Raw genomic sequence first — 25,397 nt, forward strand, 5'->3', positions numbered from 1 at the left:
TCGCGCCGCGCCGAGCAGGGTGGCTAAACCGGGCCTGGACAGAGGAAACTCATGCTGCGGCCAGGCACAGGGCGGCAACCGGACGGCAGCGTGGCTGAGCCGGCGCGCCCCACGGGTGGCCGATCCGGCCGCGATCGGACAGCCGCGTCCCGCGACGGTGACGCCCGGTACGAAAAGGGGCCGAGAGTGGGAGTGGACGCGGTCCTCTACCGACAGATATCGGCGGGCAGCAGTCGTCGCCGGCCCGCGTACGTCTCGATCGAGGTCGTCGCGGATCCGCAGGACGTGCTGCTCGGTCTGCTGGCGCGGGTCCGCGGCGGTGGCCGGACGCCGCTGCTGGATCGCGTCGACCCGCTCGGCGAGCTGACAGTCGACACCGATCGGATGTCGCAGTTGCTCGCCGACCTGCGGTGCCTGGCCGAGGTGGCCGGGGCGCCGGCGGAGGCCGACCACATCCGCCGGCTGGCCCGGCTGGCCCGCCGCTGCGCGGAGCGCCGAGACACCGAGATCCGGTTCGAGGGCGACTGACGATCGCGCGTCCCGTCGCCGTGCCGTGCCGTGCCGGCTCAGGCTTCGGCCGGCTGCCGCGTGGCCCGGATCCGGCGCGTGCCCCACACGATCAGCAGGACTCCGGCCACGAACAGCGCCGGACCGGCGACGAAGCCGATGTCCCGGATCATCAGGTCGATGTCGTGCTGCTTCTCCGCCTCGGCCTTCTGCGCCTCGTAGGAGCCGTCGCCCGCGCCGAACATGCACCGGTCCCGGGGCGTCATCACATCCTCGCCGCACATCGTCGGGCCGTTCGGGTCGTAGTCGCCGATGTCGCGGTGGGACAGGATCGCGAAGAACACCACGAAGAGGCTGACCACGACCAGCATGCCGCCGAACGCACGACGCCCCGACCCGGGTGGGCCGGCCGCCGGGTTGCGGCGCGAGGTCTCCTGCGTGCTCATCGGCCGCCTCCGCGCGTCGGCGGGATGGCCGACGCCGGCCCGGCGAGCCGCACCTCGGCGCCGGACTCCGACCATTGTGGACATGTGCGACGGTTCGCTGCCCCAGTCATCCTTCTCCCCGTGACGGCGCCCGGCGTCCGGCCGGGGCGCGATCGTTCCCGCAACGGCTTCCGCCGCGCGCGAAATGGTGATCCTAGAAGACCGGGGCCGGTCCCACGGCCCCGTCGCCGGGCGGTTGCGAGGGGGTACGCGCCGCCTGTCACGTCGGGCCGGCCGCCGGCGGGGCGAGCGCGTAGCCGCCGTCGCGACGAACCACCATCGTCAGTTCCTCCAGCAGGGACAGCTTGCGCATCGCGGTACGCAGGTCCACGCCGGCCCGGGCGGCGACGCTCTCCAGGTCGAGCGCCCGGCGGCGGGGCAACGCCTCCAGCACCTGGGTGGCCTCCTCGTCGAGCCGGTCCCGTGGGCGCTCGGGCGCTCGGGCCGGCGGGGCCAGGTCGTAGCCGATCCGCCCCACCTCCTCCAGCACGTGCGCGAGGCCGGTGACCAGCCGGGCGTCCGGCCGCTCGCGCAGCACCTCGTGCCCGCCGACCGACATCGCGGAGGTGACCGGCCCGGGAACCACCATGGCGTGGCGCCGGAGGCCGAGCGCCCGGTTGAGCGTCTGGGTGGCGCCGCTGCGCGCCGCCGCCTCCACCAGCACCGTGCCGCGTGTCGCCGCCGCTATCACCCGGTTGCGGATGAGGAACCGGGGCCGCAGCGGCTCCGCGCCCGGCATCCACTCGCTGACCAGGAGGCCGGTCTCGGCGATCCGGTCGAACAGCGCGGCGTTGCCCATCGGGTACGGGCGGTCCACCCCGCACGCCAGCACGGCGACGGTGCGCCCGCCCGCTGTCAACGCGCCGCGATGTGCGGCGGAGTCGATGCCGAACGCCCCGCCCGACACCACAGTCCACTCCCGGTCGGCCAGGCCGTAGCCCAGCTCGGTGGCGATGTGTGAGCCGTAGGGGGTGGCCGCCCGGGCGCCGACCACCGCCACCGAGTGCGCCAGCGTCTCGCCGAGCGGCCACGCCCCGCGTACCCAGAAGCAGAGCGGCGGGTCGGTCTCCACATCGACCCGGCGGGTGGCGCCGGGCAGCGCCAGTCGCCGGAGGTCACGGACCTGGGCCGGCCACTCGTCGTCGTCCGGGGTGACCAGCCGGGCGCCCAGCCGCTCACCACGGGCCAGCGCCTCGGCCGCGACCGCCCGGGCGTCACCTGCAGCGGCCCGCGCCGCCACGGCCGAGCGCAGGGTCCGCTCCGGCGCGCCACCGGACAGCAGCAGGTCCAGCGCGGCGACCGGGCCGATCCGCTGCACCAGGGCGTACACGGATCGGGTGCCGGGCTCGGCGAGCCAGGTGAGCGCGACCCGCGCCAGCTTGGTTTCTTCGGTGCTCACGCGGCCTCTCCCGTCCGCAGTTGGATGGCCTCCGCGACGTCGTCGTGGCCGGGGCGGTCCCGCCCGTCCAGGTCCGCGATGGTCCAGGCGAGCCGCAGTACGCGGTCGTAGCCGCGCGCGGACAGCGAACCGGTGTCGAGCCGGTGCCGCAGGTCCGCGGTGACCCGGGCCGGCAGGTGCCACGGCGGGCGGCGCAGGTACGGGCCGGGGACGTCGGCGTTGACCCGGTGCCCGGTGGCCGCCCAGCGGTCGGCGGCGGCTCGTCGTGCGGCGGCGACCCGGGCGGCGACGGTGGCCGAGGACTCGTGCGCGGCATCGGTACGCAACAGTTCCGCCGCGCGTACCGCCTGCAGCCGGACCTGCACGTCCACCCGGTCGAGCAGCGGCCCCGACAGCCGGCCCAGGTAGCGCCGCCGGGCCAGCGGTGTGCACTCGCAGTCGACGTCGCCGGACGGCTTCGCGCACGGGCAGGGGTTGGCGGCCAGCACCAGTTGCGTGCGGGCCGGGTACTCGGTCGCGCCGCGCGTGCGTGCCACACGTACCCGGCCGCTCTCCAGCGGCTGCCGCAACGCCTCCAGCGCGCCCTTGCCGAACTCGGGCGCCTCGTCGAGGAACAGAACCCCGCGGTGGGCCAGCGACACCGCGCCGGGACGGGCCAGCCCGGAGCCGCCACCGACGAGGGCAGGCACCGTGGCGGTGTGGTGGGGCGCCTGGAACGGGGGACGGCGCAGCAGCCCGCCGCCGGGCGGCAGCAGGCCGGCGATCGAGTGCAGCGCGGTCACCTCCAGGGCGGCCTCGTCGTCCAGCTCGGGCAGCACCGACGGCAGCCGCTCGGCGAGCATGGTCTTGCCGGCGCCGGGCGGGCCAAGCAGCGCAAGGTGATGACCGCCGGCGGCGGCGATCTCCAGCGCGCGCCGCCCGAGCGGCTGGCCGGCCACGTCGGCGAGATCCGGCCCGGGTGGGGTCCCGGCCGGGGCCGGAGCGGGCGGGGCGAGCAGTGGCGCGCCGGTGCGGACGTGTGCGACGAGCCGGTGCAGCGTGTCGACGGCGTGCACCCGTACGCCGGGGATGACCGCCGCCTCGGCGGCGTTGCCGGCGGGTACGACGACCCGGGTGTGCCCGGCGCGGGCTGCGGCGGCGACCATGGGCAGCGTGCCGCGTACCGGGCGCACCGCGCCGTCGAGGCCGAGTTCGCCGAGCACGACAGTGGCGTCCAGCGCCACCGGCGGCAGCTCACCCGAGCCGGCGAGCACGGCGACGGCGATAGCCAGGTCGAACGCCGAGCCGTACTTGGGCAGCGTGGCGGGGAGCAGATTGAGCGTGATCCGCCGGTTGGGCCACTTCTGGCCGGAGTTGACGATCGCGGCACGGACCCGGTCGCGCGCCTCGTGCAGCGCGGTGTCGGGCAGACCGGAGATGATCACGGCGGGCAGGCCGGGGGCGAGGTCGGCCTCGACCTCGACGAGGTGACCGGCGACTCCGGCCAGGCCCACGCTCAGCACTTTCGCGTACCCCATGTCAGAACGCGCCGCGCAGGTGCTCGACCCGGGCGGGGCCGGTGAGCGGGAGCCGGACGGACAGCACGTCGAAGCGGACCTCGTCGGCGGTGGTGCCGGTCTCGGCGAGCCACCGGGCGGCCAGGCCGCGCAGCCGGCGGGCCTTGGCCGGGACGACGGCCTCGGCGGGGGAGCCGAACTGCTCGCTGCGGCGGGTCTTGACCTCGCAGATGGCCAGGACCGGGCCCTCCCAGGCGATGATGTCGATCTCGCCCTCGGGGCAGCGCCAGTTGCGGGCGACCGGGCGCAGGCCCGTCTCGATCAGGTGCCGCAGCGCGCACCGCTCGCCGTACGCGCCGACGGCTCGGTTCCGGTTCGTCATGCCGGCCAGGATGCGTGCGGCGGGTCCGGCGGAGGGGATGCGCGGATTCGGCCTGTGGACGAGGACCGTTCTGTGGACGGGCTCACGATCATGCGCCCGACGTGCTACGGCTGCGTCTGCGACCCGCTGCCGCCAGGTATACGGCGGTCCTGTTCCTGGGCGACCGGGCCCCGGCCCGGGGCCGCGCGCCGTATCTTGCTCCCGCCGGGTGTCGCAGCCGGCAACGGCGGAGGGAGTCTCGCGGTGTTCGCAGTGGACAGGCGGTGGCGGTTGGTAGCGGTGGTGACGGCGGGCCTGTTGGCCGTCGCGGCGCTTGCGTGGCTGCTCTGGCCCGAGCCCGCCCCGCCGCCCCGGGAACGGCAGTACCGGGCGTTCACGGCCTGCATGCTGACCGACGACCGGGGTCTGGCAGGGCCCGAGGCGGCGGCCAGCTGGCAGGGGATGCAACGGGCGTCGTCGGCCACCTCGATCAAGATCCAGCATTTGGCGGTGGTCGGAAAGCAGACGCCGGAGAATGCCGAGGGTTTCTTCAACACGCTCGGCGTCCAGCGCTGCCGGATGGTGGTCGCGGTGGGCGCAGCCCCGGTCGCGGCCCTGGTCGCGGGGCACAAGCGCTTCCCCGACGTGCAGTACCTCGTGGTCGGCGTGTCGCCGGACCCGGCCGTTCCGGCGGTGTCCGGCGAATCGGCCGAGGATCTGGCGGCGGGCGTGGAGCGCCAGGTGGCCTCCGCCGCCGATCGATGATCTTCAAGATTGACCGTTGCTTTTTCAGTAAACGTCCAGGAAGCTTCCGCTGGGTTCGATTACCACGGGGGAGGCTGCCATGGGCGGTCAATACGATCCTGCCCTGCGCCCGACGGCGGCCAGGCAGATCTCGGTGCGAAGCGGCGTGCGCCGAGTCGCGACAGTGCTGATCCTGGCGCTGGCGCTGCTCACCGCAGCACCACGTGAGCCGCTGCCGCCGGTCGCCGGAGACGGATGGCCGACCAGTTGGCTCACCGACATGCTGTCGCTGCGTCCGTCGTGGGGCGCCGAACCGCCCACCCCGAAGCAGAAAGCGGGCCGGGCGCCCGGCGGGCACTACGTCGCTGCGGCGCGCGACCGCGCCCGGCCCAGCGGCGAGCGGGCCAAGGGGGAGCTGCCCCGTTTCCAGCCTCACCGGCCGGCCGGACAGGTGCGCCAGACCGGTCCCGGACGGCAGGGTTACCAGCCCCGTACCAGCAAGCGGTTGCCCGCGGCGTCGACCACCACATCGGACGTCTTCCAGAACGCCGACGGGTCGGTCACCCGGCGCGTCTACCAGCGGCCGGTCAACTGGCGCGACGCCGACGGCACCTGGCGCTCCATCGACCCGGCGATCGTCCGGCGGCCCGACGGGCGCTTCACCGTCAAGGCGCATCCTCTCGGCGTCACCTTCGCCGCCGCCGGTGAGCCCGGGCAACCCCTGGTCGACCTGAGGCTCGACGACGACCGCAGCCTCGGCTTCGACCTGGCCGGCGCCGTTGCGCCCACCGCCCGGGTGAACGGCAACGAACTCACCTACGAACGCGCGTTGCCGGACGTGGACGTCACGATGGCCGTGACCGGAACCGACGTCAAGGAAACGCTGGTCCTGCACTCGGCGAAGGCACCCACCGAGTACGTCTATCCGCTGCGCCTGCGTGGGCTGACCGCCGGTATCGACACCGACGGCGACGCGGTTTTCCTCCGGGCGGACGGCACCGAGGCGGCCCGGATGCCGGTCGGCTACCTGGAGGACGCGACCGTGGACGCGTCCGGCACGGGTGCGATCTCGCACTCGGTGCACTACACCCTCGTCCCGCACGGCACCGGGCAGGCGCTGAAGGTCACGATCGACGGCGCGTGGCTGCGCGACCCGAAGCGGAAGTTCCCGGTGCTGCTCGACCCGTCCACCGGCACGATCAAGACGGCGACCGGTGACACGTACGTGCAGTCCGACGTCACGGAGACCCAGCGCTCCGGCGAGGACAACGTGGCCGCCGGCACCTTCGACGGCACCGCCACCGGCAAGGCGCGGGCCCTGCTGCCGTTCTCCACCTTCGGCAGCACCTACGCGGGCAAGAGGCTCAGCGCGGCCGACCTGAACGTCTTCATGAGCTACCAGGGCGTCGGAACCGGCTGTGTCGCCCGCCGGTTCGACGTCTACCGGGTGACGCAGAACTGGGCCGCCTCCACCGTCAAGTTCGGCACGTTCCCCACCCTGTCCGCCTCGATCGGCAACGCCTCACCCTCGAACACGGCTGCCTGCGGGAACACCGCCAAGACCCGGAACGTGGGCACGTGGGTCTCGGTGCCGCTGAACGCCGCCGAGGTCAACGAGTGGGTCACCGGCGCCGGCACCTACGGGCTGGCGATCAAGGCCAGCGAGACCGACTCCACGGCCTGGAAGCGGTTCACCTCGGCGAACTCGCCGTTGAACTGCGCGCACTCCACGTACGGAACGATCTCCTGTACGCCGTTCATCGACGTCACCTACACCGACAACGTCGCGCCGCAGATCGACGTGCGGTACCCGGCGGACAACTACACGGTCTCCACGCTGACCCCGGAGCTGGCCGCGAGCGGCCGCGACTCGGATGCCTGGCCGAACAAGGGGCTGCGCTACACGTTCGTGGTGAAGGACTCCGCCGGCACGCAGGTGGCCGCTTCCGGGTGGGTGACGAGCGGGGTGTGGAAGGTACCCGCCGGCGCGCTGTCCTGGGGCAAGACCTACACGTACACGGTTCAGGTGAACGACTGGTCCTCCACGGCACCTGCCACGCCCGTGGCGTACGCGTTCACCACGGCCGTTCCGCAACCGATGATCAGCGCGGACCTCGGCCAGAACGGCGGCAAGGGGTTCGAGCCGAGCACCGGCAACTACACCATCTCGGACAGCGACGCCGAGGTCGCCACCGCCGGTCCGGCGCTGTCGATCACGCGGGACTACAACAGCCGCGACGTACGGGCCGACAGCGCGTTCGGTCAGGGCTGGTCGTCGCTGCTGGACATGCAGGTGCGGGAGCAACCCGACGCCTCCGGCGCGGTGCAGACCGTCGCGGTCCGCTATCCCTCCGGTGAGGAGGTCGCGTTCGGGCGCAACGCGGACGGCGTCTTCGTTCCCCCGTCCGGCCGATTCTCGGTGTTCAAGCCGATCACCGGCGGCTACTCGCTGACCGACAAGGACGCCACCGCGTACGAGTTCACCCGCTCGGTCGGTGGTGGCGTCTACCGGCTGACCCGGATCGCCGACTCCTCCGGGCGCGCGGAGACCCTGCGGTACGACGCGAACGGGCTGGTCGACCTGCTCACCTCCGTCTCGTCCGGTCGGACGCTGGCGGTCAGCTGGTCGACCCCGGCCGACGCGGGGTATCCGCACGTCACGCAGGTGACCTCCGACCCGGTGACGGCCGGCGATGCGACCACTCGCCTGACCTGGCAGTACAGCTACGACAAGGATCTGCTGAGGACGGTGTGCCCGCCGGGCACGACGACCGACTGCACCCGGTACGACTACACCACCTCCTCGCAGTACGAGGCGACCACGCTCAACGCCGGGCCGTACTCGTACTGGAGGCTGAACGAGCCGGCCGGCGCGAGCAGCGCGATGAGCACGGTGCTGTCGAACGACGGCGCGGACAACGCCGCGTACACGAACGTCACCCTCGGCTCGCCGGGCCCGCTCGCGGGTTCGTCGGCGACGGCGGCCGGGTTCAACGGCACCACCTCCAGCGTGCAGTTGCGGCAGAAGGCGATCAACGAGGCGTCGTACCAGTCGGTCAGCCTCTGGTTCAAGACCAGCACGGCCGGTGGGGTGCTGCTCGGCTACTCCGACGATCTGGTCACGCCGGGCGCCACGACGACGAAGGCGTACGTCCCGGCGCTGTACATCGGTACCGACGGCAAGCTGCGCGGCGAGTACCTGGTGAGCCCGGCGTCGGCGATGGCCTCGGCGGCGGTGGTCACCGACGACCGCTGGCACCACGTGGTGCTCGCCGGCAACGGCGGCGGCCAGACGCTGTACCTGGACGGCGCCGTCGCCGGCACGCTGACCGGTGCCATCAACATGGCCTTCACCGGTGTGCCGAACGTCTACGTGGGTGCCGGGTTCCTCGGCGGCGCGTGGCCCGCGCAGCCGAACACCACGGGTACGGCCTCGTTCTTCAACGGGTCGGTCGCCGAGGTGGCGATGTTCAACACCGCGGTGACCGCGAGCACCGTGACTGCGATGTGGAACAGCGGCCGTACCGCGGCCCCCTCGATGTCGAAGATCACCAGCGAGGCCGGCCGGGTGCAGGCGCAGGTCACATACGACCCGGTTTCCGGCCGGGTCAGCCAGGTCACCGACGAGAACGGCGGCACCTGGAAGATCGGTGTGCCGCAGGGCATCTCGTCCAGCCAGGGCTACGTTTCCGCCGTCCTCGGCACCCGCCCGCGCGACTACTTCCGCCTCGGTGACATCGACGCCCCGGCCCAGGCGGTGAACGAGGTCGTCGGCGGCTCGATGCAGTACCACAACGTCACGTTCGACACCTCGCAGCCGAACACCACGAGCCCGTTCCCGGACCGGTTCGGCGCGAGGTTCAACGGCACCTCGTCGTACCTCAGCGGCACCGGCGATACCGCAGTCGGAACCGTGGAGTTCCCCGCGTCGGTGGAGATGTGGTTCCGGATCCCGGCGGGCACCACCAAGAGCGGCGTGCTGTACAGCATCGACAGCACGCCCACCGGATCGTCGAACATCCCCGCCTTGTACGTCGGCTCGGACGGTGTGCTGCGCGGCGGCCTGGAGCAAATCGGAGCCGCCATCACGATGACCTCGGGCACCACCAAGGTCAACGACGGCAAGTGGCACCACGTCGTGCTGGGCAAGCACTGGCCCAACGGGCAGGCGCTCTTCCTGGACAACAAGCTCGTGGCGACCAAGAACGAGGGATACCAGGGCGGCTTTCGTCCGGCCTACATCGGCGCCGGCTATACCTCAGGGCTTCCGGGGTCGTCCGGCGCGACGAGTTACTTCACCGGTGAGATCGCCGAGTTCGCGTTCTACGACAAGCTGCTCACCGCCGCCCAGGTCAACGCGCACTACGAGGCGTCGAAGGCGGTCGGGTCGCCGACTGCTGACACCACCGGCCCGACCTTGACCCCGGTCTCCAAGGTCACCGTGACGGATCCGGGCAACAAGGTCTCCAGCCGCTACTTCGACCTGGTGAACGGTAACCGGCTGATCGCCGAGACCGACGTGCTCGGCAACACCACGAGCTACGGCTACGACGTGGGCGGGTTCGCCTCTATCGAGTACGACCCGCTGGGCCAGCTCACCGAGTCGGGCAAGGACGCGCGGGGCAACACGATCCGCTCGACCACCTGCGCGCGACCGCACGACGACTGGCTCAGCGAGTGCGACACCACCTACTACAGCTACTGGCCGGACGCGACCACCACCCAGCTCACGCCGGACGCGCGCAACGACCAGATCACCGACATCCGGGATCCGCGCTCGCGCAACGACAAGGACGAGCGCTACCGCACGAAGTTCACCTACGACACCGCCGGCAACCGCACCTCGATGGTGTCGCCGCCGGTGGCCGACTTCCCGGCCGGTCGTACCGTGTCGATGACGTACACGACGGCTACCACGCCCGCGGTGGGCGGCGGCGTCACCCCGCCCGGACTGCCGCTCACCACCACCTCGGCCGCCGGGTCGGTCCAGCGGACCGAGTACAACGCCGCCGGCGACGCCGTCAAGATCACGGATGCGGCGGGGCTGGTCACCGAGTTCGCGTACGACGGTCTCGGGCGTGCGACGAGCCGCAAGGTGATCTCGGACGCCTACCCGGCCGGGCTGGTCACCACGTTCCGCTACGACGCCGACGGGCAGGTGACGGAGTCCACCGAGCCGGCGGTGACCAACCGGGTGACCGGCGCGGTGCACACGCTGCGCACCGTCGACACGTTCGACGCCGACGGCAACGTGCTGACCCGCACCCAGCAGGACCTCACCGGCGGCGACGCCAGCCGGACCGTGACGAACAGCTACGACGAGCGCGGTCGGCTGGTCAAGGTGGTCGACCCGGTCGGCGTCGTCACGCTCCAGGAGTACGACGCCTACGGCAACCAGACCACCGAGACGACCTGTGACAGCAACCCCGCCCCGTCGTCTCAGTGCCCCAGCGGTGACGTGCTGCGCCGGCTGCGCACCACGTACGACGGCGAGGGCCAGGTTCTCACCGCCACGCTGACCGGCAAGGACGGCACCACCACGCAGATCCTTTCCCGCGCCTACTACGCCAACGGCGACCTGGCGTCCGAGACGGACGCGATGAACTGGACCACGAAGTACGACTACTACAGCGACGGCAAGCTGAAGAAGGTCAGCCGCACGGACGGCACCACCACTCAGGTGTTGGAGGAGAACACCTACGACGAGGCCGGCAACCTCGCCGTCAAGAAGGAGAACAACGGCGCCACCACCACCAGCTACCTCTACGACCCGGCCAGCCGGGTGGTCTCGTCGACGGTCAGCCCGGACGGCGTCGACCGGATCAGCACGTACGCCTACGACGGCGACGACCGCGTCACGGCGACGCGCACCATGTCGGGTGCGAAGCGCACGGTGCTGAGCACCACCCGCACCGGCTACGACCCGATGGGCCGGCCCACGTCGAGCAGCGTGGGCCGCAGCGCCGACAGCGGACCGGCGGGCTGGTGGAAGCTCGACGAGACCAGCTACAACGACAACGCGGGCTTCCTCGCCCTGCGCCCGTTCATCAGCTACGACTCCTCCCCGTCGCACAACGACATGGAGTTCCGCGCATCCGACGTGACCACGAGCGGTGGCGTGGCGACGTTCACCACCGCCGGATACATGCAGACCCCGAACAAGGTGCTCGACACCACCGCCTCGTACTCGGTGTCGGCCTGGGTCCGGGCCGGGAACCTGACCGCCACGCAGACCGCGCTCGGGCAGGGCGGCACCAAGAACGCCGCGTTCTCCCTCCAGTACAACAGCAGCCTCGCGAAGTGGGCGTTCAGCGCTCCGGCCACCGACGTCGCCTCGCCGTCGACCACCTATTCGGCGACGTCGGCGACCGCTGTCGCCGCGAACACCTGGGTGCACATGGTGGCGGTGTTCGACGCCCCGACCAAGCGGATGTCGCTGTACGTCAACAACGTCGCCGGCACCTCGGTCACCAATCCCACCCCGTTCGCCTCGGCCACCGGAATGACCATCGGTGGCAACTCCTGGAGCACCGGCGGCAGCACCTTCGTCGGTTCGGTCGACAACGTGCAGGCGTACCAGCGGGCGTTGTCGACCGCCGAGGTGTCCACCCTCTACAACGGCGGCAACGGCCGGACCGCGGCGGCGCTGTGGACCAACGAGATGACCACCGTCAACACGGTCGACAAGCGCGGTCTCACCACCGCGGTCAAGGACCCGCTCAACAACGTCACCAACTACGACTACGACGAGGCGGACCAGGCCGTCCAGACCGTCGCGCCCACCGTCACCACGGAGTCGTACGGCGCCGAGACGGTCAACTCCCGCCCGGTGAGCCGGATCGGCTACAACACCTTCGGCGAGCAGGTCGAGGTGCAGGACCCGCTCGGCAACGTCACCCAGAGCCGGGTCGACGCGCTGGGCCGCCCGCACCAGATGATCCTGCCCGACTACACGCCGCCCGGCGGCGGCGCGCCGATCGTGGGCGCCCGCACCGTGACGACCTACGACAAGCTGGGCCAGGTCATCGCCAGCACCGACCCGCTCGACAAGACCACCGCCTTCGAGTACGACATGTTCGGCAACGTCACGAAGGTGACCGGGCCGACCGGCCGCTCCGCGACCGCCCTCTACGACAAGGTCGGTGACCTGCTCGAATCGGTCGACGCGACGGGCGCGAAGACCACGGCCACCTACGACATGCTCGGTCGCACGCTGACCAGCAGCGAGGTGGTCCGCCAACCCGCCCCGGCCACCAACACCAGCGTCAACGACTACGGCACCGGCGCGTACGGCACCGGTCCCTGGCTGCAGAAGACCACCACCCCCGAGGGCGTCGTCACCTCGTACGGCTACAACTCCGCCGGTGAGACGATCAGCGTCAAGGACGGCGCGAACAACGTCACGCTGCTGGAGTACGACGGCCTCGGCCAGGTCGTCAAGACCACCAACCCGGACTCCAGCAAGCAGGTCGTCACGTACGACGCGGCGGGCCGGCAGACCCGGGTGCAGCGGCTCGACCCGGCCAACGCGGTGCTCACCACCCAGTCGGCGGGCTACGACGACAACGGCAACCTCACCTCGGCCACCGACGCCCGCACCACCACGACCACGTTCACGTACGACGCGATGGGGCGGATGACCGGCGAGAACCAGCCGACCACGCCCACCACGTCGATCCAGACCTCGTTCGGCTACGACGCGGCCGGCAACCGCACCAGGTTCACAAACGGCCGGGCACTGGCGTTCTGGACCACGTACAACTCGTGGGGCAAGCCGGAGTCCCAGATCGAGCCGGCCACCCCGGCGTTCCCGGACGCGGCCGACCGCACCTTCAGCCTGGTCTACGACGCGGCCGGCCGGGTGACCGACCAGCTTGCGCCGGGCGGCGTGCGGGTGCACAACGACTACGACGACCTCGGCCGGCTGACCGGTCAGACCGGTACCGGCGCCGAGGCGGCCACCGCGAGCCGCAGCTTCGGCTACGACGACGCGGGCCGGATCACGTCGCTGTCGGTTCCCGCCGGCACCAACACCATCACGTACGACGACCGCGGCCTCCCGCTGTCCATCACCGGCCCGCAGGACAACGTCTCGTACGCGTACAACCGCGACGGCAACGTCACCTCGCGCAGCGACGCGGCCGGCGCCACCACGTTCGGCTACGACGGCGCGGGCCGGCTGCGGACCGCCGCCAACACCACGACGGGCGTCAACCTGACGGTCGGCTACAACGCCATGTCGCAGATCGCCACCATGACCTACGGGTCCGGCAACGTGCGGACGCTGGGCTACGACTACCTGCAACGGCTGAAGACCGACACGCTCAAGAACGCAGCGGGCACCACGACGCTGGCCTCCATCACGTACGGCTACGACAACAACGGCAACGAGACGTCGAAGGTGACCACCGGCTTCGCCGGGTCGGGTTCGAACACCTACACCTACGACCTGGCCGACCGGCTGACGTCCTGGAACAACGGCAGCACCACCATCGGGTACGCCTACGACGGCGCCGGCAACCGGACCCAGGCCGGTTCCCGGACCTTCACGTACGACGCCCGCAACCAACTGGCGACGGCCAGCGACGGCGCGACGTACGCCTACACCGCGCGGGGCACCCTCCGGCAGACGTCATCCGGCGGCGGCGTCCTCACCACCGTCGCGGACGCGTACGGACAGGTGCTGTCGCAGCAGTCCGCGACCGGGACCAGCACCTACACCTACGACGCGCAGGGCCGGGCGATCCAGCCCGGATTCCGCTACAGCGGCCTCGGCAACGACCTGGCCCAGGACTCCGGGACCACCTACACCCGCGGGACGAACGGCGAGTTGCTGGCCACCGGTGCCGGCAACGGCGCGAACTCCGTCTACACCTGGACCGACCAGCACGACGACGTGGTGGGGCAGTTCACCGCCACGGGCACGGCGCTGAGCGGCTCCCGGACCTACGACCCCCTGGGTACTGTCGTCGCCGGCTCCGGGCTGCTCGGCAACCTCGGCTACCAGTCCGAGTGGACCGACTCGGCCACGGGCCGGGTCAACATGCTGGCCCGCTGGTACAACCCGGCGACCGGACAGTTCGACACCCGGGACACCGCGGCCAACGACCCGGTCCCGGACTCCGTGGCCGCCAACCGCTTCCAGTACGGCGACGGGAACCCGCTGACCACCACCGACCCGACGGGTCACTGGGGCCTGCCGAGTTGGAAGTCCGTGGTCAACGTGGTGACCCGCCCGGTCGCGGCCGCGCAACAGGTCGTCAACTACAGCTACAAGGCAGCCGTCAGCACGTACCGCGCGACGGTGAACACCTACCACTACGTCGCTTCCGGCAAGGCGTGGAAGGACGTCAAGAAGGGCGCCAAGAAGGTCCAGAAGAAAATCAAGAAGGCCGGAAAGGTCGCCTGGGACTCGACCAAACGCTGGGCGAAGAAGAAGGTCCAGAAGGTCGCCGACGCCTACAACGCCACGAAGAAATGTTTGAAGAAGGGCACCTCCAAATGTGTGCGGGAGGCTGCCAAGAAAACGGTGAAACGCGCCGTGGCGAGCGTGAAGTCCACGGTGGCGGCGATCAAGAAGGATCCGTGGAAGTTCGTCGCCACGGCAGCGGTGGCGGTCGCGGCCACGGTCGCGGTCGGCGCGCTCTGCGCCACCGGGGTCGGCTGCCTGATCCTGGCCGGCGCGGTCGCCGGGGCCATGTCCTCCGGCGCCGGCTACATGGTCGACGTCGCCCGGGGTGACGAGGAGTTCTCCTGGAGCGGCCTGGCCGGGACCATGATCGAGGGCGGCCTGGACGGCGCGCTGTCGGCCGGCATCAGCAAGTTCACCGGCGGCGCGAGCAAGATGCTCGCCGGCGGGGCCAGCCGCGCCCCGGGTCTCGGCGGGAAGTTGCCGTCGCTGGGCCGCGGCAATGACCTGCACGGCGCGGGCGGACCGAACCCGGCCGCCCGGCCGCGCTCGAGCACCGAGGAACGGGCCTCCTCGTCCGGTGGGTCGCCGGGCTGCCGCACCAGGCACAGCTTCGACCCGGAGACCCGGGTGCTGATGGCAGACGGGTCCAGCAAGGCGATCAAGGACGTCGCCCTCGGGGACAAGGTCGCGGCGACCGATCCGGAGGCCGGACAGACGGCGGCGAAGCCGGTCACCGCCCTGCACCAGAACCGGGACCGCGACCTCACCGACGTCACCGTCAAGGACAGCGCCGGCAAGACGACGGTGCTGAAGACCACGCAGCACCATCCGTTCTGGGACGCTACCGACAGCGCGTGGGTGGACGCCGCCAAGCTCGCCGTGGGCCACCGGCTGCTCGTCCACGACGACAAGCGGCTGGAGGGTGACGGTACCGGCGCCGGAATGGGTGGTGGTGGACCTGGACGCGAGGTCGCCGTCGTCGCGGTCGACAACTTCGCCGGCGACGAGGAGATGCGCGACCTGACGGTCGCGGACATCCACACGTACTACGTGCTCGCCGACGACGAGCCGGTTCTCGTACACAACGTTGATCTAGGTGCACTGAATTCTTGCCCCGTTTCGCCTACAACTCACTGGGCGGACGTGACCGTAACGGATTCTAAGGGAAAAGTCGTCCACGATTACTCAATACGTAGTGGCGCGCAGCGGCCGTCGGAGGCGGCCATTGGTCGAGGCGGGGAGACGCTGAGTCATACCGAAAACCGCGTGGCGAGAATGTCTGGTGGTGTTCCGAGTTACGGTTTGCGGGTTATTCGTGATGATGAGTTCTTCATGGAGAAGCCAGTGCCGCTGGATGGGCATGTGGTGATCCAGGGTACGAGGGCGCCGTGTTCGAGTTGTCAAGGCGCGATGAATCGCGCAGCGGAGGATGCCGGCGCAACCTTTACGTACTTCTGGGAGCATGAAGGTGAAGTCCGAGTGTGGCAGAGCACCAGATAGACTGCGCCAGAACAACTGTTCGGAGGCGGGATATGACTAACGAGAGCCGTGTAGATCCGGTAGAGATTCTGGCCCGGGTTGGAGGGGTTCTGCCCGGTATCGGTGGCAGCGAGAGAGCGTTTGAAGTTGTGCTGGACAAGATTCGTAAGGCGGGGTGGGAGTTAGCTGAATCAAGCTATCGTGATCCTCGCGGATCCACTGAGTGTGGATCTGTCTTTATCGAAGGAATCAAGTATTCTGTCCATTATGGCCTGCGGGTGCGCCGAGACTTGATCGATGATTCGGAGGGTGAACTCAAGCAGCGCCCGATCCTTGGGTATGCGGCGTGGGTGGAACCCAGTCTCAGCGAATATGTTGTTGAATAAAGACTGTCCGATCGCCGCCTTCATTCTTTGGGCGGGCTACCCCGCTCCTTGGGTTCGCTCGGAAGGTCGAGCCCTGTCAGGTCTCACGACTCGTTGAGGACGGTCGGCGCGACCACGTGTGAGCGGTGTTCGTGTCGATGACGGCTCGTGTTCGAGCCTTACGGGCTGCTCCTGAGTCTGTTGCTTGATCCGCAACGGACGCTGGGTGGGGGCCTTCTGGCGGCGTAGGCGCTGACCTGCGTCGACGGCCCCCCGACCCGAATGGCGCGGCTGGAGCCGGTCGCATACCGTGCCCGTCGTGGACGGACGACGGAGCTATCCCGAGGATGAGCAGGGGTCGCGATGGGGCGACCGCGGATACGAGTCGGACTGGCGCGCCGCGGGTGAGCCCCGCTACCGCGACGACGACTACCGCACGCCGGAGCAGCGCGCCGGTGAGAGCCGGTACGCCGAGCCGGGCCGGTACTCCGCCGCCGACCCGCTGGTGGACGACACGAGCAGTTGGCGGTCGCAGCGGCCGGACGACCCGGAGGTCTCCGGTGAGCTGCCCGGGTCACGTGCCGGGCGGCGGGCGGCCCGCGAGTCCGCGGACGATTCGCTCGCCGCGGTGTCCCGCAGCGGTGTGGACGCGCTCGGCACCGCCGCGCACGGCAACCCGCTGAGCGCGGCGCCGGCGAGCCCGCTCGGCACCCCGGCCTCCGACGGCGCGTCCCGTACCGGCGGCGACCCGTACGGCCTGGCCGCTCACCACGCCGATCCGCGCGGTGGCGGTAACGCGCTGGCCCTCGGCGGCGCTGCCGGCCAGGCCGGTCCGGGGCCGCTCGGCGGCTACCCGATCGTGGACACCGGCCGGTCGGCCGAGCCGCCGGTGACCGGTGGGACGGACCCGTCGGCCGCGGCGCGGCTCAACCCCGGCGAGGCGACTCCGCTGCGGATCGGTGAGCGCCCGGCCGGTCCGGCCGAGCCGGCGGCGACCCCGAATCCGCTGGAGATGCCGACCGGCCCGATGCCGGCACTCATGCCCCGGCCGGACGGTCCGCCGCCCGGTGACGGCGTCTACCGGACCCGGCGTCCGGCGCTCGCGGTGCTGCTGGCGGTGATGGTGCTGGTGCTGGAGGTGCCGGCGGTACGGGTGTTGCTGCACGGCCTGTTCGGCGACCCGGTGTCGACGTCGCACGTGGTGGTGGGCATGTTCCTGACCGTCGGGCTGCCGATCTTCGGCACCGGCCTGTACGGGCTGCGTACCGGGGGGCTGGCGCTGGCCGACGGCAGCCGGGGCTGGCTGCGCCCGCCGACGGCGTACCTGACGGTCGGGCTGGTCCTCTTCCTCGCCGCAGCCCTCGCGGCGGGCTGAGCGGGGAAACGCCCATCCACCCCGAAGTGGCGGTGTCACAGGCAGGTTGACACCGCCACTTCGCCGTACCGGAGTCGATCAAGGTTTGAGCAAGGCCGCCTCCCGCACCCGAGGGCCGTGCGGCGGACAGGGCGCGTACACTGGTCGACTGGCGACCGCCTCGCGCGGTCGACCTCGCGTGCCCTCTCCACGGTCTCCTCCGTGGGGCGACGGCCTCCCTGGTCCCGGTTCTTCACCCGGGCCCACCCCGGCCGCCGACCGGGCGCCAGGCGTCCGGCCGCCGGCCGGACGGACAACCAGGGACAATGTAGGAGTAACCCACCATGGCCGTCGTGACCATGCGTCAGCTGCTGGAAAGCGGTGTGCACTTCGGGCACCAGACCCGGCGCTGGAACCCGAAGATGAAGCGCTTCATCTTCACCGAGCGCAACGGTATCTACATCATCGACCTGCGCCAGACGCTCGACTACATCGAGAAGGCGTACGAGTTCGTCCGCACCACCGTCGCCGGTGGCGGCAGCATCCTGTTCGTCGGCACCAAGAAGCAGGCCCAGGAGGCCATCGCCGAGCAGGCGACCCGGGTCGGCCAGCCGTACGTCAACCACCGCTGGCTCGGTGGCATGCTGACCAACTTCCAGACCGTGTACAAGCGGCTGCAGCGGATGAAGGAGCTGGAGGCCCTGGGTGACCTGAGCGGCACCGCCGCCGGTTACACCAAGAAGGAGACGCTCCAGCTCTCCCGCGAGAAGATCAAGCTCACCAAGACCCTCGGTGGTCTGCGGGACATGCAGAAGCTCCCGGCCGCGGTCTGGATCGTCGACACCAAGAAGGAGCACATCGCCGTCGACGAGGCCCGCAAGCTGGGCATCCCGGTGATCGCCGTGCTCGACACCAACTGCGACCCGGACGAGGTCGACTTCCCGATCCCGGGCAACGACGACGCCATCCGCTCGGCCGAGCTGCTGACCAAGGTCGTCGCCGCCGCCGTCGCCGACGGTCTGATCGCCCGCTCCGGCCGTAACCGGGGCGCGGACGAGAAGCCCGAGGCCGGCCAGGTCGCCGCCGACGAGCCGCTGGCCGAGTGGGAGCGTGAGCTGCTCGAGGAGCCGAAGAAGGCCGACGAGCAGCCCGCCGCCGCCGCTGCCGAGCAGCCGGCGACCGCCGCCGCCGAGTGATCTCGCCGTCGCGTCCCCACCGTCGGCGATTCCCGGCGGTGGGGCGCGACGGGTACGCCGGGCGGCAGCACCGGCCCGGAACCGGGTAACCAGCACCCCAGACCACCTCACTGACACCGAAGAGAGAGTCATGTCCAACTTCACCGCCGCGGACGTCAAGAAGCTCCGCGACCTCACCGGCGCCGGCATGATGGACTCCAAGAAGGCGCTGACGGAGGCCGAGGGCGACTTCGACAAGGCCGTCGAGATCCTGCGCGTCAAGGGCGCCAAGGACGTCGGCAAGCGGGCCGGCCGCACCGCCGCCAACGGGCTCGTCGCCCACTCCGGCCAGGCGCTGCTCGAGCTCAACTGCGAGACGGACTTCGTCGCCAAGAACGACGCCTTCATCGCGCTGGCCCAGCAGCTCGTCGAGCACGGCGTGGCCAGCGGCGCCACCAACGCCGAGGAGCTGCTCGCCAGCAGCATCGACGGCAAGAGCGTGGCCGACCTGATCCAGGAGCAGTCCGCCAAGATCGGCGAGAAGCTGGTGCTCAACCGCTTCGCCAAGCTGGACGGCACCACCGCGGTCTACCTGCACCGCAAGAGCCAGGACCTGCCCCCGGCGGTCGGCGTGCTCGTGGAGTTCACCGGCAAGAACGACGAGGCGGCGGACGCCGACGCGCGCGCCGTGGCCATGCAGATCGCCGCGATGCGGCCGAAGTACCTCACCCGCGACGAGGTGCCGGCCGAGACCGTCGAGTCGGAGCGGCGCATCGCCGAGCAGACCGCCCGCGAGGAGAACAAGCCCGAGGCGGCGCTGCCGAAGATCGTCGAGGGCCGGGTGAACGCCTTCTTCAAGGACTTCGTCCTGCTGGAGCAGGCGTCGGTCGCCGACAACAAGAAGACCGTCAAGCAGGTGCTGGCCGACGCCGGCATCGAGGTGACCCGCTTCCTGCGGTTCGAGGTCGGCCAGGCCTGAGCCGCCGCGCCGGGCCTTCCGGGCCCGGGCACAGGGGAGAACGTCGACGAGGAGGCCGCCGGTGTACGCGACAGGCACCGCGGCCTCCTCGTCACATAGGGTCGGCAAGGGCACGTACGCGACGCCCGCGCTATGCGCGGGGAGAAGGGGCGGGGCGGATGACGCAGGTTGTGAGTGACCGGAGCCTGGCGATGGAGGATCCGACCGCGCCTCCTCCCGGTCGGTCCCGCCGGGTGGTGCTGAAGCTCTCCGGTGAGGTCTTCGGCGGCGGCGCGATCGGTGTCGACCCCGACGTCGTGCAGGGCATCGCCCGGCAGATCGCCACCGTCGTACGCCGTGGCGTGCAGGTCTCCGTGGTGGTCGGCGGCGGCAACTTCTTCCGCGGCGCCGAGCTGCAGAAGCGGGGCATGGACCGGGCCCGCGCGGACTACATGGGCATGCTCGGCACGGTCATGAACTGCCTGGCCCTCCAGGACTTCCTGGAGAAGGAGGGCATCGAGACCCGGGTGCAGACCGCGATCACCATGGCCCAGGTCGCCGAGCCGTACATCCCGCTGCGGGCGATCCGGCACCTGGAGAAGGGCCGCGTGGTCATCTTCGGCGCGGGCGCCGGCATGCCGTACTTCTCCACCGACACGGTGGCCGCCCAGCGGGCGCTGGAGATCCGCGCGGACGTGGTGCTGATGAGCAAGAACGGCGTGGACGCGGTGTACACCGCCGACCCCCGGATCGACCCGACCGCGAGCAAGCTCGACTCGATCACTTTCTCCGAGGTGCTGCGCCGTAACCTGCGGGTGGCCGACGCCGCCGCGTTCAGCCTCTGCATGGAGAACGGCCTGCCGATGCTGGTCTTCGGCGCCCAGGGCGACGACACCATCGTCCGGGCCGTCGCCGGTGAGAAGATCGGCACCCTGATCACCGCCTGACCGGCCCGCCGGATCGACAAGCGGTCCCTCTGCCACGGCGGCACCCGCACTACCCACGACGAGCGACAGAAGGAGGCGAGGAGACCGGTGATCGACGACACCCTCCTCGAGGCGGAGGAGAAGATGGAGCGTGCCATCGAGCACGCCAAGGAGGAGTTCGGCGGGATCCGTACCGGTCGCGCCAACGCCGCCATGTTCTCCCGGATCGTCATCGACTACTACGGCAGCCCGACCCCGCTGCCGCAGATGGCCTCCATCGCGGTGCCCGAGCCCCGCATGGTGATCATCAAGCCGTACGACAACTCGCAGCTGGGCGCCATGGAGAAGGCGATCCGCGACTCGGACCTCGGGGCCAACCCGAACAACGAGGGCAACCAGCTCCGCATCGTCCTGCCGCAGATGACCGAGGAGCGGCGCCGGGAGATGATCAAGGTCGCCCGGCAGAAGGGCGAGGAGGCCAAGGTCGCCGTCCGCAACATCCGCCGCAAGGCCAAGGAGGAGCTGGACCGCCTGGTCAAGGACGGCGAGGTCGGCGAGGACGAGGGCCGGCGCGCGGAGAAGGAGCTGGACGATCTGACCCAGCGTTTCGTCGCTACCGTCGACGAGCTGGTCAAGCACAAGGAGAACGAGCTGCTCGAGGTCTGAGCGCGCGCGTACCCCGCACGGCACCGCCGCCGTCGCCCGCACGGGCGGCGGCCCGGTGCCGTCGTCGTGCCCGGCGGCGCAGACCCTCGGGGCTCCGGCGGGTGCAGTAGGCTCGGCACGATTCCCGGCCACCACGGGGTGAACGGCGGGGGTCGCCCGGCCGTCGGTCGGTCAACAGAAGTCTCACGCCGGTAGGGGATGGTTTTGGTCTTGCGTCATGTGGTGGCTCTCGTACCGGCTGCCGGTGCGTGATGTCCCACCCCGACCCCTACGGCAGCACCGAGCCGCGTGGCTGGGACCGTCCGGCCCCCGCTCTGCCCTGGCCGGACACCGATCTGGAGCCGGGCCCCTGGCGGCCCGCCCCGGCGGCGCCCACCCACCCGACCGAGCCGGGCGGCTACGCCCGCCCCGGCGCCGCCCCGGACACGTACGCCGCCCCGGACACGTACGCCGCCCCGGACACGTACGCCGGGCCGTACCCGAACAGCGGTCGGCGCCACGACGGACCGGGCCGGTACGACGGACCGCCGGCCGGCGACCGCGGCCGGCCCGACGGGCCGGAGCACCGCGGCCCGTGGGGTGAGCCGGCCCGCGACGACGAGTACCCGACCGCGCAGATCGCGCCGGTGCGCGACGAGCCCACCGACCAGATCCCGGCGGTACGCGACGAGCCCGAGCCCGAGCCGCCGCCAGGTCGCCGGGGTCGGGGGCGACGGCGGGCGAGCGCCGAGCGTCCGCCGACCACCACGCCGACGACGTCCCGGGCGGGGCGCAACCTGCCGGCCGCGATCGGCGTCGGGGTGGCCCTCGGCGCCGCGGTGGTGGTGCCGCTGTTCTTCTTCATGCCGGCGTTCCTGGCCGTGCTGGCGGCCGCGGTCGGGATCGGCATCTGGGAGATGGCCCGGGCGGTACGCCGCAGCGGCGCCCACCCGCCGCTGGCGCCGCTGGTCGCCGGTGGCGTGATCACGGTGGGCCTGGCCTGGTTCGCCGGCCCGGACGCGCTCTGCCTCGGCCTGCTGGTCACGGTGCTCGGCACGATGATCTGGCGGCTGGGCGACGGGCCGGGCAACTACCAGCGCGACCTCACCGCGGCCACCCTGATCGCGGTGTACGTGCCGTTCCTCGCCGGGTTCGCGGCCATGCTCGCGGCGGCGCCGGGCGACGGGCACCTGCGGGTGCTGGTGACGCTCGTCGCGGTGGTGCTCTCCGACACCGGCGGGTACGCGGCCGGCGTGTCGTTCGGCAAGCATCCGATGGCGCCCACGATCAGCCCGAAGAAGTCCTGGGAGGGCTTCGCCGGCTCGGTGACCGCCGCGGCGGCGGGCAGCGCGGTGCTGCTGTGGGTGTTGTTCGACGTGGCGCCCTGGTGGGGCGCGCTGTTCGGGATGGCGATCTCGGTCTCCGCGGTGCTCGGCGACCTCGCCGAGTCGATGATCAAGCGGGATCTCGGCGTCAAGGACATGAGCAACCTGCTGCCCGGGCACGGCGGTCTGATGGACCGGCTCGACTCGATCCTGTTCGCGGTGCCGGTGGCCTACCTTCTGCTCGCCGTGTTCGTCCCGGTGGTGAGCTGAGGTATGCGTCACGGCGGGGACCCGCGGCGGGCCGGGCGGCCGGGGGCGATTCGACACGTACGGACGGGTGCGTCCGGGCGGGAGCGTGTCAGACTGGACGCGCCATGACGAGTCTCCCGCTGATCTCCGTAGACCCCGACGCCCGCGGCCGCCGACCCTCGATGCCTCCGCGCCACCTCGCCGACCTGGACCTGTCCGGCCGGCAGGCGCTCGTCACCGAGCTGGGCGAGCCGGCGTTCCGCGCCAAGCAGGTCTCCAACCACTACTTCGGCCGCTTGGTGCGCGACCCGGAGCGGATGACCGACCTGCCGGCGGCGACCCGGGAGCGGCTGGCGGGTGAGCTGCTGCCCACCCTGCTCACCCCGGTACGCGAGCTGGCCTGCGACGACGGCGCGACCCGTAAGGCGCTCTGGCGGCTGCACGACGGCTCGCTCGTGGAGAGCGTGCTGATGGGCTACCCGGACCGGGTGACCGTCTGCATCTCCAGCCAGGCCGGGTGCGGCATGGCCTGCCCGTTCTGCGCGACCGGCCAGGCCGGGCTGACCCGCAACCTGTCCACCGCCGAGATCGTCGACCAGGCGGTCTACCTGGCCGGGGTGGCCGCCTCCGGCGCGGTGTCCGGCTCGCCGCCGCGGCTGTCGCACGTGGTGTTCATGGGCATGGGCGAGCCGCTGGCCAACTACTCGCGGGTGGTGGCGGCGATCCGCCGGCTGGTCGCTCCGGCGCCGGAGGGCCTGGGCCTGTCGCAGCGGCACATCACCGTCTCCACGGTCGGGCTGGTCCCGGCGATCCGGCGACTGGCCAGCGAAGACCTCTCCGTGACCCTTGCGTTGTCGCTGCATGCCCCCGATGATGAGCTGCGCGACGAACTCGTCCCGGTCAACCAGCGCTGGAAGGTGTCCGAGGTGCTGGACGCGGCGTGGGACTACGCGGCCACGACGGGGCGTCGCGTGTCCATCGAATACGCGATGATCAAGGACGTGAACGACCAGCCGTGGAGAGCAGATCTGCTCGGGCGGCTGTTGGCCGGCAAGCTGGCCCACGTGAACCTGATCCCGCTCAACCCGACTCCGGGCAGCCGCTGGGACGCCAGCCCGAAGCCGGTCGAGCGGGAGTTCGTCCGGCGGTTGCGCGACGCCGGGGTGTCGACCACCGTGCGGGACACCCGGGGACGCGAGATCGACGGGGCGTGTGGCCAGCTCGCCGCCGCCGGGGACACGGACGGCGACTCACGCGCGGCAACGGCGTAGCGGTACGAGACCAGGAGACATAGTGGCGAGTCAGGGTCAGCGTTTCCGGCGTAAGGCGCTCCGCCGGGGATACAAGGTCGACGAGGTCGACGCCTTCCTGGACCGGGTCGAGGCGACACTCGCCGGTCAGCCGGTCGGCGCGCCCGTGGCCTCCCAGGAGGTCCACGACGTCGTCTTCCGGGTCCGCTTCAACGGCTACGACGAGTGGCAGGTGGACCTGCACCTCGACCGGGTCGAGCGGCAGCTCGCCGAGCTGGAGGAGCGCGGTGGCGCCCCCGCCGGGCGCGGTGGCGACCCCCGGATTCCCGACCGGCTCGGCCCGCCGATGCGCGACGACAGGGGCATGTCGCCGGTGCCGCAGCCGCCGATGCCGCCCCGGCAGATGCCGGCCCAGCCCGGCCCGCCCGCCGACCGCTACGGCAGCCGCTACGACGAGCCGACCGGCGCGTTCGCCGGCGGGTACGACGGTCCGCGCGGTGGCTACGACGGCCCGCGTGGCCCGGGCGGCCCCGGCCCGATGGGCCCGGGCGCGCCGATCGGGCACGGCGGCCCGCCGCCGCGTGGCCTGCCGCCCGGCCCCGGCGGCTACGGCCAGGACAGCGGCCCCGGCGGGTACGGCCAGGACACCGGTCCGGGCGGCTACGGCCAGGACAGCGGCGGGTACGGCCAGGACAGCGGCCCCGGCGGGTACGGCCAGGAGGAGCGCTTCGACGGCTTCGAGGCCGGCCGGCGCGGGCGTGCCGACATGACCGCCGAGATCCGCATGCCCGAGCGTGAGCTGCGTGGTCGTGGCCCGGGTGGCCCGCCCGCGCTGCCGCAGCAGGGCTACGGCGCGCCGGAGCCCGGTTACGGGCCGCCGGACCAGGGTTACGGCCCCGGCCCTTCGATGACCGGCCCGCCGCTGGTGACCCCGCCGGTCGCCGGTCCGCCGATGGTGGGCCCGCCGATGGCCGGCCCGCCCGGCAGCGACCTCTACCGGGTCGACCAGATCCGGCGCAGCTTCCAGGTCCGCCGGTTCGGCAGCGGGTACGACCCGGACCAGGTCGACCGGTTCTTCGACACGCTGCTCGGTGGCATGCAGGGCCGCAACCCGATGCCGGTGAACCCGAAGGACCTCGACACGCTGCGTTTCGGGCTGGTGCCCGGCGGCTACTTCGAGGCCGAGGTCGACGCCGCGCTCAAGGACGTGCAGGACATCCTGCTCGGCCGCTGACCCGCACCCGACGACGAAGGGCCCACCCCGCGA

Annotated in this window: 16 protein-coding genes; 12 read left to right on the forward strand and 4 right to left on the reverse strand. The window is 71.5% G+C overall.

The genetic code is table 11. From position 1 onward, the window contains the following. The first annotated feature begins 186 nt into the window (after window positions 1-186). Window positions 187-528: a hypothetical protein gene (locus tag J3R08_RS06605; RefSeq protein WP_043325899.1), complete on the forward strand. Its 342-nt coding sequence runs from the start codon at window positions 187-189 to the stop codon at window positions 526-528. A 38-nt stretch (window positions 529-566) separates the two neighbouring features. Here J3R08_RS06605 and J3R08_RS06610 read toward each other — a convergent pair whose 3' ends face one another. The 4 genes from J3R08_RS06610 to J3R08_RS06625 all read right to left on the reverse strand — a co-directional run bounded on the left by J3R08_RS06610 (window position 567) and on the right by J3R08_RS06625 (window position 4,269). After that, entirely contained in the window at window positions 567-953 is a 387-nt protein-coding gene (locus tag J3R08_RS06610; RefSeq protein ID WP_064447049.1) for a hypothetical protein, read from the reverse strand. 259 nt (window positions 954-1,212) lie between these two features. Beyond that, entirely contained in the window at window positions 1,213-2,391 is a 1,179-nt protein-coding gene (locus J3R08_RS06615; protein WP_104113927.1) for a DNA-processing protein DprA, read from the reverse strand. Beyond that, a complete protein-coding gene (locus tag J3R08_RS06620) occupies window positions 2,388-3,908 on the reverse strand; it encodes a YifB family Mg chelatase-like AAA ATPase (protein ID WP_166455530.1) in 1,521 nt (506 codons plus the stop codon). The genes J3R08_RS06615 and J3R08_RS06620 overlap by 4 nt, the downstream gene beginning before the upstream one ends. A gap of 1 nt (window position 3,909) precedes the next feature. After that, the gene (locus J3R08_RS06625; protein ID WP_069088764.1) at window positions 3,910-4,269 is read right to left on the reverse strand and encodes a YraN family protein; all 360 of its coding nucleotides are present in this window, start codon (window positions 4,267-4,269) and stop codon (window positions 3,910-3,912) included. Window positions 4,270-4,548: 279 nt separating this feature from the next. On the opposite strand from J3R08_RS06625, the gene J3R08_RS06630 reads away from it, so the two are divergent. The 11 genes from J3R08_RS06630 to J3R08_RS06680 all read left to right on the forward strand — a co-directional run bounded on the left by J3R08_RS06630 (window position 4,549) and on the right by J3R08_RS06680 (window position 25,364). After that, complete coding sequence (locus J3R08_RS06630; protein ID WP_209960370.1) at window positions 4,549-5,013, forward strand: hypothetical protein; 465 nt, start codon at window positions 4,549-4,551, stop codon at window positions 5,011-5,013. 79 nt (window positions 5,014-5,092) lie between these two features. Further along, the gene (locus J3R08_RS06635; protein WP_209960372.1) at window positions 5,093-15,904 is read left to right on the forward strand and encodes a LamG-like jellyroll fold domain-containing protein; all 10,812 of its coding nucleotides are present in this window, start codon (window positions 5,093-5,095) and stop codon (window positions 15,902-15,904) included. A gap of 32 nt (window positions 15,905-15,936) precedes the next feature. Next, window positions 15,937-16,269: a hypothetical protein gene (locus tag J3R08_RS06640; RefSeq protein WP_158559959.1), complete on the forward strand. Its 333-nt coding sequence runs from the start codon at window positions 15,937-15,939 to the stop codon at window positions 16,267-16,269. A gap of 289 nt (window positions 16,270-16,558) precedes the next feature. Continuing rightward, window positions 16,559-17,623, forward strand: coding sequence for a hypothetical protein (locus tag J3R08_RS06645; RefSeq protein WP_113971807.1), 1,065 nt, complete (start codon window positions 16,559-16,561; stop codon window positions 17,621-17,623). Window positions 17,624-17,946: 323 nt separating this feature from the next. Then, on the forward strand, window positions 17,947-18,798 hold the full coding sequence (gene rpsB, locus J3R08_RS06650) for a 30S ribosomal protein S2 (protein WP_043325892.1): 852 nt from the start codon (window positions 17,947-17,949) through the stop codon (window positions 18,796-18,798). Between the two features lie 130 nt (window positions 18,799-18,928). After that, complete coding sequence (gene tsf, locus J3R08_RS06655; RefSeq protein ID WP_064447054.1) at window positions 18,929-19,756, forward strand: translation elongation factor Ts; 828 nt, start codon at window positions 18,929-18,931, stop codon at window positions 19,754-19,756. Window positions 19,757-19,914: 158 nt separating this feature from the next. Next, the gene (pyrH, locus tag J3R08_RS06660) at window positions 19,915-20,682 is read left to right on the forward strand and encodes a UMP kinase (protein ID WP_043325891.1); all 768 of its coding nucleotides are present in this window, start codon (window positions 19,915-19,917) and stop codon (window positions 20,680-20,682) included. A gap of 87 nt (window positions 20,683-20,769) precedes the next feature. Beyond that, window positions 20,770-21,327, forward strand: a complete 558-nt coding sequence (frr, locus tag J3R08_RS06665) for a ribosome recycling factor (RefSeq protein ID WP_043325889.1) — start codon at window positions 20,770-20,772, stop codon at window positions 21,325-21,327. A gap of 251 nt (window positions 21,328-21,578) precedes the next feature. After that, complete coding sequence (locus J3R08_RS06670; protein WP_209960374.1) at window positions 21,579-22,901, forward strand: phosphatidate cytidylyltransferase; 1,323 nt, start codon at window positions 21,579-21,581, stop codon at window positions 22,899-22,901. A gap of 104 nt (window positions 22,902-23,005) precedes the next feature. After that, window positions 23,006-24,151, forward strand: a complete 1,146-nt coding sequence (rlmN, locus tag J3R08_RS06675; protein ID WP_104113933.1) for a 23S rRNA (adenine(2503)-C(2))-methyltransferase RlmN — start codon at window positions 23,006-23,008, stop codon at window positions 24,149-24,151. 22 nt (window positions 24,152-24,173) lie between these two features. Next, a complete protein-coding gene (locus J3R08_RS06680) occupies window positions 24,174-25,364 on the forward strand; it encodes a DivIVA domain-containing protein (RefSeq protein ID WP_069089228.1) in 1,191 nt (396 codons plus the stop codon). Window positions 25,365-25,397 lie beyond the last annotated feature (33 nt).

The sequence above is a fragment of the Micromonospora sp. HB375 genome (assembly GCF_017872985.1).
GTDB lineage: Bacteria > Actinomycetota > Actinomycetes > Mycobacteriales > Micromonosporaceae > Micromonospora > Micromonospora chalcea.